Source organism: Streptomyces albicerus, assembly GCF_008905045.1.
GTDB lineage: Bacteria > Actinomycetota > Actinomycetes > Streptomycetales > Streptomycetaceae > Streptomyces > Streptomyces albicerus.
Genome location: NZ_VWMY01000024.1, coordinates 121,388 through 132,736 on the forward strand (window position 1 = coordinate 121,388; position 11,349 = coordinate 132,736).

The 11,349-nt window shown below is 71.0% G+C and carries 9 protein-coding genes; all 9 read left to right on the forward strand.

Going from position 1 to position 11,349, the window contains the following annotated elements:
• Positions 1-2 precede the first annotated feature (2 nt).
• The 9 genes from GAS53_RS22770 to GAS53_RS22810 all read left to right on the forward strand — a co-directional run bounded on the left by GAS53_RS22770 (position 3) and on the right by GAS53_RS22810 (position 11,257).
• Entirely contained in the window at positions 3-614 is a 612-nt protein-coding gene (locus GAS53_RS22770; protein WP_151479516.1) for a hypothetical protein, read from the forward strand.
• A gap of 64 nt (positions 615-678) precedes the next feature.
• On the forward strand, positions 679-1,299 hold the full coding sequence (locus GAS53_RS22775; protein ID WP_151479517.1) for a TetR/AcrR family transcriptional regulator: 621 nt from the start codon (positions 679-681) through the stop codon (positions 1,297-1,299).
• 198 nt (positions 1,300-1,497) lie between these two features.
• Positions 1,498-3,753, forward strand: coding sequence for a molybdopterin oxidoreductase family protein (locus GAS53_RS22780; protein WP_151479518.1), 2,256 nt, complete (start codon positions 1,498-1,500; stop codon positions 3,751-3,753).
• A 122-nt stretch (positions 3,754-3,875) separates the two neighbouring features.
• Positions 3,876-5,324, forward strand: coding sequence for a CitMHS family transporter (locus GAS53_RS22785; protein ID WP_151479519.1), 1,449 nt, complete (start codon positions 3,876-3,878; stop codon positions 5,322-5,324).
• Between the two features lie 105 nt (positions 5,325-5,429).
• Positions 5,430-6,662, forward strand: a complete 1,233-nt coding sequence (locus GAS53_RS22790) for an MFS transporter (protein WP_151479520.1) — start codon at positions 5,430-5,432, stop codon at positions 6,660-6,662.
• A gap of 156 nt (positions 6,663-6,818) precedes the next feature.
• Complete coding sequence (locus GAS53_RS22795; RefSeq protein ID WP_151479521.1) at positions 6,819-8,165, forward strand: ABC transporter ATP-binding protein; 1,347 nt, start codon at positions 6,819-6,821, stop codon at positions 8,163-8,165.
• Between the two features lie 20 nt (positions 8,166-8,185).
• Complete coding sequence (locus GAS53_RS22800) at positions 8,186-8,647, forward strand: DUF3574 domain-containing protein (RefSeq protein WP_151479522.1); 462 nt, start codon at positions 8,186-8,188, stop codon at positions 8,645-8,647.
• Positions 8,648-8,753: 106 nt separating this feature from the next.
• Positions 8,754-10,142 (forward strand): aldehyde dehydrogenase family protein, encoded by a 1,389-nt coding sequence (locus tag GAS53_RS22805; RefSeq protein ID WP_151479523.1) that lies wholly within the window; start codon positions 8,754-8,756, stop codon positions 10,140-10,142.
• A 23-nt stretch (positions 10,143-10,165) separates the two neighbouring features.
• A complete protein-coding gene (locus GAS53_RS22810; protein WP_404829272.1) occupies positions 10,166-11,257 on the forward strand; it encodes a Zn-dependent alcohol dehydrogenase in 1,092 nt (363 codons plus the stop codon).
• Positions 11,258-11,349 lie beyond the last annotated feature (92 nt).

Sequence of the window (11,349 nt, forward strand, 5' to 3'; positions counted from 1 at the left end):
GCATGTCGTGGACGCGCGTACTCCTCACCGCGCTCGCGGTCTGTGCCCTGTTCGGCGCTCTGCTCGTCGGAGCGACGGGCTGCGGCTCCGACGACGCGCACGAGGACGACGGCGACGGCGTGAAGCCGTCGCCGGTGGGCAAAGTGCTGGAGGACACGGACGAGGAAGGGCGGCACTACCGTGAGATCGACGAGAAGGACGCGCCGGAGGTCGCGATCGAGATACAGCCCGACGACCACGACGGCTGGGACGTCCGGCTGACCGTCAGTGACTTCCGCTTCTCACCGGCCGGTACGAAGCAGACGGCCGAACCCGGCAGCGGCTACGCCCTCCTCCGCCTGGACGACCGCCCCCTCGCCCAACTCCGCGACCCGACCCATCACATCTCCGGCAGCCTCGTCCCGCGCGGCACCCACCAAGTGACCGTCCGCCTGCACGCCGACGACGACACGGTGTGGGCCGTCGACGGAGAGCCCGTCGGCAGCTCGGCGGACATCACCGTGTCCGAGCCCGGGCCGACGTCCACGGAGTCCGCGACGACCGGCTCGGCACCGCCGGCGTCCGCGGCAACCGGGCCGACGTCGGCGACGAGTGGCCTGGACGCGAACAAATGAGTGGCCAGAGCACTGACATTCGTACCGATGGGCAAGGTTCACCGGACCCCGGCGGAAAGGCATCATGAAGCCCGTGCCCCACGCGACATCCCTGCGCCGCGCGCCCGTACAACGCCGTAGCGCCGAACGACTCACCCGTATCCTCGACGCCTGTGCCGACCTCCTCGACGAGGTCGGCTACGACGCCCTCAGCACCCGCGCGGTCGCCCTGCGCGCCGGCGTGCCCATAGGGTCCGTCTACCGATTCTTCGGCAACAAGCGCGCCATGGCCGACGCGCTCGCCCAACGCAACCTCGACGTCTACACCGAGCGCGTCACCCGCCGCCTCCAGGAAACCGCCCCCGGGGGAGGCTGGCGCGCCGCCATGGACGCCGTCCTCGACGAGTACCTCGCCATGAAGCGCACCGCGCCCGGCTTCACCCTCGTCGACTTCGGCAACCAGATCCCCGTCGGCACCCGCGACGCCGAACCCAACACCCGCGTCGCCGACCGCCTCACCGACATGCTCTCCGCCGTTCTGAACCGCGAACCCGACGAAGACCTGCGCCGCACCTTCCTCATCGCCGTCGAGGCCGCCGACACCCTCGTCCAACTCGCCTTCCGCCTCGACCCGTCGGGTGACGCACGGGTCATCGACGAGACGCGGGAGCTGCTGCGGGCGTACCTGGCGCGGTCGCTCGACTGATCCGCACGGCACCCGAGCGGGTGGGGGCACACGGAAATCGGCGCGGACATCCACGGCCGGACGGCAGCGGACATCCACGGCCGAACAGCCCGCGAATTTCCGACGTGACCCCCACGGCCCCTCCCCACCGTCCATACCGGTCGGTATGCTCGGCCGGGTCAGTGCGTCACCGTCGCCGCCATCCCTCCGGGAGGACCCGTGTCCACCACCACCGACTCCCGCACAGCCCTGCGCATCTGCCCTCTCTGCGAAGCCACCTGCGGGCTGACGCTCACCATCGAGGGCACCCGGGTGACGAGCGCCCGCGGAGACCGCGACGACGTGTTCAGCCAGGGATTCATCTGCCCGAAGGGCGCCTCCTTCGGGGCGGCCGACAGTGACCCCGACCGGCTGCGCACGCCGCTGGTACGCAAGGACGGCGAACTGCGCGAGGCCACCTGGGAAGAGGCCTTCGACGCCGTCGCCGCCGGACTGCGGCCGGTCGTCGAGCGGCACGGGCCACACACCGTCGGAGTCGTCCTCGGCAACCCGAACGTGCACACCATGGCCGGCGCCCTCTACCCGACCGTCCTGCTCGCCGGACTCGGCACCCACAGCCTCTTCACCGCGTCCACCGTCGACCAGATGCCCAAGCACGTCTCCAGCGGACTGCTCTACGGCGACGCGAACGCGATCCCCGTGCCCGACCTCGACCGCACCGACCACCTGCTGCTGATCGGCGCCAACCCCCTCGAGTCCAACGGCAGCCTGTGCACCGCACCCGACTTCCCCGGCAAACTCAAGGCCATCAAGGCCCGCGGCGGCACCCTGACCGTCATCGACCCGCGCCGCACCCGCACCGCCAAGCTCGCCGACCGGCACGTCGCGATCCGCCCCGGCACCGACGCGCTGCTACTCGCGGCCATGGCGTACGTCCTCTTCGAGGAGCAGCTCACCGACCTCGGCGAGCTCGCCGAACTGGTGCAGGGACTCGACGAACTCCGTGACGCTGTAAGGGACTTCACACCCGAAGCCGCCGCCCAGGCCTGCGACGTCGACGCCGACACGATCCGCGCCCTCGCCCGCGAACTCGCCGCCGCGCCCACCGCCGCCGTCTACGGCCGCATCGGCAGCTGCACCGTCCCGCACGGCTCCCTCGCCAGCTGGCTCGTCGACATCCTCAACATCCTCACCGGCAACCTCGACCGGCCCGGCGGCGCCCTCTTCCCGCAGGCCGCCACCGACAAGACACCCCGACCCGCAGGACCCGGCCGCGGCTTCGCCCTCGGCCGCTGGCACAGCCGCGTGAGCCGCCACCCCGAGGCCAAGGGCGAACTGCCCATCGCCGCCCTCGCCGAGGAAATCGACACCGCGACCGCCGAGGGCGAGCCGATCCGCGCCCTCATCGCCGTCGCCGCCAACCCGGTCCTCTCCGCGCCCGACGGCGACCGCCTCGACAAGGCCCTCGGCTCGCTCGACTTCATGGTCAGCGTCGACCCGTACCTGAACGAGACCTCACGCCACGCCCACGTCGTCCTGCCGCCGCCCCCGCCCTCCCAGAGCCCCCACCACGACTTCGCCTTCAACACCCTCGCCGTACGCAACCAGGTCCGCTACACCCGCGCCGCCGTCCCCCTGGAACCGGGCCGCATGGCGGAAACCGAGATCCTCGCCCGGCTCGTCCTCGCCGCGACCGGCATGCACGGCGCCGACCCCTCCGCCGTCGACGCCCTCGTCATCGACCAGACCCTCGGCAAGGCCGTCAAGGAACCCCACTCCCCGGTGCACGGCCGCGACCCCCGAGAACTCGCCGCACAGCTCACCGGCGAGACCGGCCCCGAGCGACGCCTCGACATGATGCTGCGCCTCGGCCCGTACGGCGACGGATTCGGCGTACGACGCGAAGGCCTGAACCTCGACAAGCTGCTCGACAGCCCGCACGGCATCGACCTCGGACCGCTCCAGCCGCGCCTCCCGCAGCCCCTCAAGACCCGCAGCGGACTCGTCGAACTGCTCCCGCAGCCGCTCGCCGACGACCTGCCACGCCTCAGGGACGCACTGCGCCGCCGCCCCGAGGGCCTCGTCCTCGTCGGCCGCCGCCATCTGCGCTCCAACAACAGCTGGATGCACAACATCCCCGCCCTCACCGGCGGCACCAACCGCTGCACCCTGCACATCCACCCCGACGACGCCGAACGCCTCGGCATCACCGACGGGGCACCGGTGCGCGTGAAGGGCGCCGGGGGAGAGGTCGTCGCCCCCACCGAGGTCACCGACACCGTACGAAGGGGCGTCGTGAGCCTGCCGCACGGCTGGGGACACGACCGTCCCGGCACCCGGCTGAACCACGCCGCCGAGGACCCGGGAGTCAACGTCAACCAGCTCCTGGACGGCAGCCTGCTCGACCCGCTGTCCGGCACAGCGGTGCTGAATGGCGTACCCATCGAAATCGCGCCAACAGGCACAACGCTGTGACCTGGAGTTTTGCGCTTATTGCTCGCGTGTCAACACCTTGTTAAGCCTTACGCGGCCGACCTAACGTCACTCGAACCGCCGGCCCTGGTGGGAGTTCAAGGGCGAACGTTAGGTATCCACTCATGCTGACCATCCTCGGCTTCACCATGATCGCGACCTTCCTGGTCCTGATCATGATGAAGAAGATGTCGCCGATCGCGGCGCTCGTGCTGATCCCGGCACTCTTCTGTGTGTTCGTCGGAAAGGGTGCGAATCTCGGCGACTACGTCATCGAAGGGGTGGGCAACCTCGCGCCCACCGCCGCGATGCTGATGTTCGCCATCGTGTACTTCGGCGTCATGATCGACGTCGGCCTCTTCGACCCGATCGTCCGAGGCATCCTCAAGTTCTGCAAGGCCGACCCGCTGCGCATCGTCGTCGGCACGGCCGTGCTCGCCGCGATCGTCTCCCTCGACGGCGACGGCTCGACGACCTTCATGATCACGGTCTCGGCGATGTACCCGCTCTACAAGCGGCTCAAGATGAGCCTCGTCGTGATGACCGGCGTCGCCGCCACCGCCAACGGCGTGATGAACACGCTGCCCTGGGGCGGCCCGACCGCCCGCGCCGCCACCGCGCTCAAGCTCGACGCCGGCGACATCTTCGTCCCGATGATCCCGGCGCTCGCCGTCGGCCTGCTCTTCGTCTTCGTCCTCTCGTACGTCCTCGGCCGCCGCGAGCGCAAGCGGCTCGGCGTGCTCAGCCTCGAGGACGTGCTGAAGAAGGAGAAGCAGGAGGCCGAGGAGCCCGAGACCGAGACCGTGCTCGTCGGCGCAGGCGCCTCCGGCGGCTCGGGCGACGGGAAGGTTCGTACCACCAAGACCACCGGTGGCGCGGGCTCCGGCACCGACGCCTCCGAGGACGACGACGAGGACGAGGACGACGTACGCCTCCAGGGCCTGGACCCCAACCGGCCGACGCTGCGCCCCAAGCTGTACTGGTTCAACGCGCTGCTCACGGTGACCCTGCTCACCGCCATGATCATGGAGTGGCTGCCGATCCCGGTCCTGTTCATCCTCGGCGCCGCGCTCGCGCTCACCGTCAACTTCCCGCACATGCCCGATCAGAAGGCCCGCCTCGGCGCCCACGCCGAAAACGTCCTCAACGTCTCCGGCATGGTCTTCGCCGCCGCCGTCTTCACCGGCGTCCTGCAGGGCACCGGCATGGTCGACTCCATGGCGAAGTGGCTCGTCGACGGCATCCCCGAGGGCATGGGCCCGCACATGGCGATCGTCACCGGCTTCCTGAGCCTCCCGCTCACGTACTTCATGTCGAACGACGGCTTCTACTTCGGCGTCCTGCCGGTCCTCGCCGAGGCCGGAGCCGCGCACGGGGTCTCGCCGCTCGAGATCGCCCGCGCCTCCCTCGTCGGCCAGCCGCTGCACATGTCGAGCCCGCTGGTCCCGGCCGTATACGTCCTGGTCGGCATGGCCAAGGTCGAGTTCGGCGACCACACCAAGTTCGTGGTCAAGTGGGCGGCGCTCACCTCGCTCGTGGTACTCGGGGCGGGGATCCTGTTCGGCATCATCTGACGGGTGGGTGATGGCTGACAGCTGACAAGTATCGTCATCTGTTATCTGAAATCTGTCATCTGCCGTCCGTCATCTGTCGTCCGTCATCCGATGGAGGGTGTCACTGTGAGGCCCGGTGGGAACCGCGGCTGGCTGCTCCGCCTTGTCATCGCCTTCAGCTTCGCGCAGGGGGCGGTGTCGATGGCACGGCCCGCCGTCTCCTACCGGGCCCTCGCGCTGGGCGCGGACGAGCGCGCGGTCGGTGTGATCGCGGGTGTGTACGCGCTGCTGCCGCTGTTCGCCGCCGTACCGCTCGGACGCAGGACCGACCACGGCCGGTGCGCCCCGCTGCTCCCGGTCGGCGTGGTCCTCATAGCCGGGGGCTGTGCCCTCAGCGGTACGGCCGACTCCCTTGCCGCGATGGCGGCCTGGAGCGGTGTGATGGGCCTCGGACACCTCTCCTTCGTGATCGGCGCCCAGTCGCTCGTGGCCCGCCAGTCCGCACCGCACGACCAGGACCGCAACTTCGGCCATTTCACCATCGGCGCCTCGCTCGGCCAGCTGGTCGGACCGATCGCCGCGGGCGCCCTGATCGGCGGCCCCGACATGGCCGGCACCAGCGCGCTCGCCCTGCTGGTCGCGGGCGCGGTCGCCGCGTTCTCGTTCGTCTCGCTGTGGCGCATCGAGCACCGTACGCCGCCCAAGTCCCGTACCGGACAAGGCGATCGCGTGCCCGTGCACCGCATTCTGCGCACCCGGGGCGTACCCGCGGGCATCTTCATCAGCCTCGCCGTGCTGTCCGCGACGGACATTCTCACGGCGTACCTGCCGGTGGTCGGCGAACACCGGGGCATCGCGCCGTCCGTGATCGGTCTGCTGCTGAGTCTGCGCGCGGCGGCGACCATCGCATGCCGCCTGGTGATGACGCCCATGCTGCGGCTGCTCGGCCGGGCCGCGCTGCTCACCACGACCTGCCTGCTGGCGGCGCTCCTGTGCGCCGGGATCGCGCTGCCCGTGCCCGTCTGGGCGCTCGCCGTGATCCTCGCCCTGCTCGGCTTCTGCCTGGGTGTCGGCCAGCCGCTGTCCATGACCACGGTCGTCCAGGCCGCCCCGGACGACGCCCGTTCCACGGCCCTCGCCCTGCGCTTGACCGGCAACCGGCTCGGCCAGGTCGCCGCGCCCGCCGCCGCAGGCCTGGTCGCCGGGGTCGCGGGCGTGGCCGCGCCGTTCGTGATGCTCGGCGCGCTGCTGCTGATCGCCTCGGGGCTCGGGCTGCGGCAGGGGCGTACGGGTGCCGGGTCCGAACCGGCCGACCCCCGGGAACGTACGCCGACCGCGCCGGAACACGAGAAACGCTGAACGGGACGCACCGGCGCGCGAGTTCGCGCGTCGCAAGCCTTCCCCCGGGCGTGCGCGGTCCGTTAACTTCCGTGACCCATACGTCTCTTACGGACCGGTACGAGACGTTCGACCGCGGAGCAACTGCGCCCTGTGCACCCTCGGGGGTCACGTCTCATGTCACGCGCCATCTCCCTGCACCAGGTCAGCAAGTCCTACATGCGCGGCGTCCGCGTGGTGGAGCGGCTGTCGCTCGACATCGCGCCCGGCGAGTTCCTGGTGCTGCTCGGGCCGTCCGGCTGCGGCAAATCGACCTTGCTGAGGATGATCGCCGGCCTTGAGGAGCCCACCGAGGGAGAGGTACGACTGGACGGCGTGGACGCCGGCCATCTGCCGCCCGCAGACCGGCACATGGCGATGGTCTTCCAGAACTTCGCCCTCTACCCGAGCATGAGCAGCCGCGAAAACATCGGTTTCCCGTTACGCATCGAGACCCCCGGCGAGGACCCGCGCCCGCGTGTGGAGGCCACGGCCCGGATGCTCGGCATCGAGGAGCTCCTCGACCGTTTCCCCCACCAGCTCTCGGGCGGCGAACGCCAGCGCGTCGCGATGGGCCGGGCGATCGCCCGGCACCCCTCCGCCTTTCTCATGGACGAGCCGCTGGCCAACCTCGACGCCAAGCTCCGTAACCATCTGCGGGCCGAAATCGCCCGGCTGACCAGGGACTTGGGCGTCACCACGGTGTACGTCACCCACGACCAGGCCGAGGCGATGTCCCTCGGCGACCGGGTCGCCGTCCTGCGCGGCGGCGTCCTCCAGCAACTGGGCACACCGCGCACGGTCTACGCGCTGCCCGAGAACGTCTTCGTCGCCGCCTTCATCGGCACCCCGCGGATCAACCTGCTGCGCGGGGTCGTCCTCGCACCGCTCGACGGAGCCATGTCGATCGGCCTCGGCCGCCAGGCCCTCATCCTGCCCGAACCTCTGTGCCTGGACCACCGGTTGCTGCGAGTACAGCAAGGCCGCGAGGTCATCGTCGGGCTGCGCTCAGAGGCCGTACGCCTGGCCCGGCCTGCGGAGGCCAGGCCCGGCGAGGTGGCGATCAGCGGGCTCGTCGAGCATGTGGAGTTCCAGGGGCACGAGGTTCTCGTCCACTTCGACACCGGCTCGCGGCCCGCCGTCGTACCGGACCTGGAGGCGCCGCGCCCGGCGGCCCGCCGGCCTCGCCGCCGCCGTCGGGAGGGCGGTGTCCTGGACCGTCTGCGGGACCGGGCGGGCGCGCTGCGCGCCGGACCCGTCGTGGTCCTGGAGCACCCCGCGGACGCCGAGCCGGACCCGGCCGAACTGCCGCCTCCCGAGGGCCGGTTGCCGGGTGATCTCATCGTCCGTACGACACCCGATCACGAGCTTCGCCACGGCATGCAGGTCCCGCTCCTCGTGGACCTCGCCCATCTGTTCGTCTTCGACCACCGCGGTGTACGGATCTGCCCGACCCCGGCGCGCCTGCCGGATCTGGAGGAGTGAGGCCCGTTAGGCATGCGTCCATGATCATGGACATCACCCGCACCCGCCTCGCCGTCGCGACGGCCTCCGCCCTGCTGTTCGCCGGCGCCCCGGCCGCGTACGCCACGCTCACCGACGAGAAGCCCCGGGAGACGGTCCGGACCGTCCGGGGCGCGGCGTATGTCGAGACCCGGCTCTTCTTCGGCACCGAGCGCCCCGACGGCGGCCCGGCCGTCGCCGACCGGCAGTTCATGGACTTCGTCGACCGGACGGTCACCCCGGCCTTCCCGGACGGGCTCACCGTGCAGGACGGGCGCGGGCAGTGGCGGGACGCGCACGGCACCATCGAGCGCGAGCGGTCGTACGAGCTGATCCTGCTGTATCCGGCCGGTCGGGCGCGAGCGGCCGATCCCGTGATCGAGCGGATCCGGGACGCGTACGAGAAGGAGTTCGCCCAGGAGTCCGTGGCCAGGCTGGACGAGCCGACGCGCGCGGACTTCTGAAGGGCCTCCTGGGCCCCTGGCGTCCAAAAACTAACACCGCTAGTTTGGGGTGCGGACGACGACTAGGTTGGGTGGCGGACTACGACGCCCCTCCCGGGAGGAACGCATGAAGGCACACGACGGCATGTACATCGACGGCGAGTGGCGCCCGGCCGCCGGGGCGGACGCGATCGCCGTCGTGAACCCGGCCGACGAGCAGGTCATCGGCCATGTTCCGGCGGGTACCGCCGAGGACGTCGACGCCGCCGTACGGGCCGCGCGCCGTGCCTTCCCGGCCTGGGCCGCCACCCCGCCCGCCGAGCGCGCCGCGCGGATCGCCACCCTCCGGGACGTCCTCGTCGCCCGCAAGGACGAGATCGCCGAGACGGTCACGGCCGAGCTCGGTTCGCCGCTGAAGTTCTCGCAGGCGGTGCATGTCGGGATGCCGATCGCGGTCGCCGGTTCGTACGCCGAGCTGGCCGCCTCGTACGCCTTCGAGGAGAAGGTCGGCAACTCGACCGTCTACCTGGAGCCGGTCGGCGTGGTCGGCGCGATCACGCCCTGGAACTATCCGCTGCACCAGATCGTCGCCAAGGTCGCCCCGGCCCTCGCGGCCGGCTGCACGGTCGTGCTGAAGCCCGCCGAGGACACTCCGCTGACCGCGCAGCTCTTCGCGGAGGCGGTCCATGAAGCCGGTCTGCCGGCCGGTGTCTTCAACCTCGTCACGGGGCTCGGCCCGGTCGCGGGCCAGGCGCTGGCCGCCCACGACGACGTGGACCTGGTCTCCTTCACCGGCTCGACGGCCGTCGGCCGGCAGATCGGTGCGACGGCCGGCGCGGCCGTCAAGCGGGTGGCCCTGGAGCTCGGCGGCAAGTCCGCCAACGTCATCCTGCCGAGCGCCGATCTCGCCAGGGCGGTGAACGTCGGTGTGGCCAACGTGATGTCCAACTCCGGTCAGACGTGCAGTGCCTGGACCCGCATGCTCGTCCATCGCTCGCAGTACGACGAGGCGGTCGCCCTGGCCACGGAGGCCGCCGCGAAGTACGGCGAGCGCATCGGGCCCGTCGTCAGCGCCAAGCAGCAGCAGCGCGTGCGGGGTTACATCGAGAAGGGGATCGCCGAGGGGGCGCGGCTGGTCGCGGGCGGGCCCGAAGTCACGCGCGAACAGGGGTACTTCGTCAGCCCCACCGTCCTCGCCGACGTCACCCCCGAGATGACGGTCGCGCAGGAGGAGATCTTCGGTCCCGTCCTCTCGATCCTCCGCTACGAGGACGAGGAGGACGCCCTGCGGATCGCCAACGGCACGGTGTACGGGCTCGCGGGCGCGGTCTGGGCCGGCGAGGAGGGGGAGGCCGTCGCCTTCGCGCGACGCCTGGACACCGGTCAGGTGGACATCAACGGCGGACGCTTCAACCCCCGTGCTCCCTTCGGCGGTTACAAGCAGTCGGGTGTCGGACGGGAACTGGGCTCGCACGGGCTGGCCGAGTACCTCCAGACCAAGTCCCTCCAGTTCTAGGAGCGTCGTACGTCATGGCTCGTATGACCAGCACGGTCCGTGCCGCTGTCCTGCCCGCCGTCGGGGCTCCGTTGGAGATCGCCGGGATCGAGTTGCCGGACCCCGGTCCCGGTCAGGTGCGGGTGCGTCTCGCCGCCGCCGGGGTCTGTCACTCCGATCTGTCGCTGTCCAACGGCACCATGCGGGTGCCGGTGCCCGCCGTACTCGGCCACGAGGGGGCGGGGACGGTCGTCTCCGTCGGGCCGGGGGTCACGCACGTCGCACCCGGGGACGGCGTGGTCCTCAACTGGGCGCCTTCCTGCGGGAGTTGTCACGCCTGCTCGCTGGGGGAGGTGTGGTTGTGCGCCAACGCGCTGGTCGGTGCCGGGAATGTGTACGCCCAGCGCTCCTCCGACGGGGCGGAGCTGTATCCCGGGCTGAACGTCGCCGCGTTCGCGGAGGAGACGGTCGTGGCTGCCGGGTGCGTGCTGCCCGCGCCGGACGGGATTCCCCTGACGGACGCGGCGCTGCTCGGGTGCGCCGTGCTCACCGGGTACGGGGCCGTGCACTACTCGGCCCAGGTCCGGTCCGGGGAGACCGTCGCCGTGTTCGGGGTCGGTGGGGTCGGTCTCGCCGCGCTCCAGGCTGCCCGGATCGCGGGCGCCTCGACGATCGTCGCGGTCGACGTGTCGCCGGAGAAGGAGTCGCTGGCACGCGAGGCCGGAGCGACGGAGTACGTCGTCGCCTCCGAGAACACGGCCCGCGAGATCCGTGGGCTCACCGGCAAGCAAGGGGTCGACGTGGCCGTCGAGTGCGTGGGCCGTGCCGTCACGATCCGCGCCGCCTGGGAGTCCACCCGCCGTGGCGGCCGCACGACGGTCGTCGGCATCGGCGGCAAGGACCAGCAGGTCACCTTCAACGCGCTGGAGATCTTCCACTGGGGCCGTACGCTGTCCGGCTGCGTGTACGGCAACTCCGACCCCTCTCGTGACCTGCCCCTCCTCGCCGAACACGTCCGCGCGGGGCGGCTGGACCTGGGGTCCCTCGTCACGGAACGGATCGCCCTGGAGGGCATCCCGTCAGCGTTCGAGAACATGCTGGCGGGCAAGGGCGGGCGGGCGCTGGTGGTCTTCTAGGGGGCGCTGCCCCCGAACCTCCGCTCCTCAAACGCCGGAGGGGCTGATTTTCAGCCCGTCCGGCGTTTGAGGACGAGGCCGTTCAGGCCGAT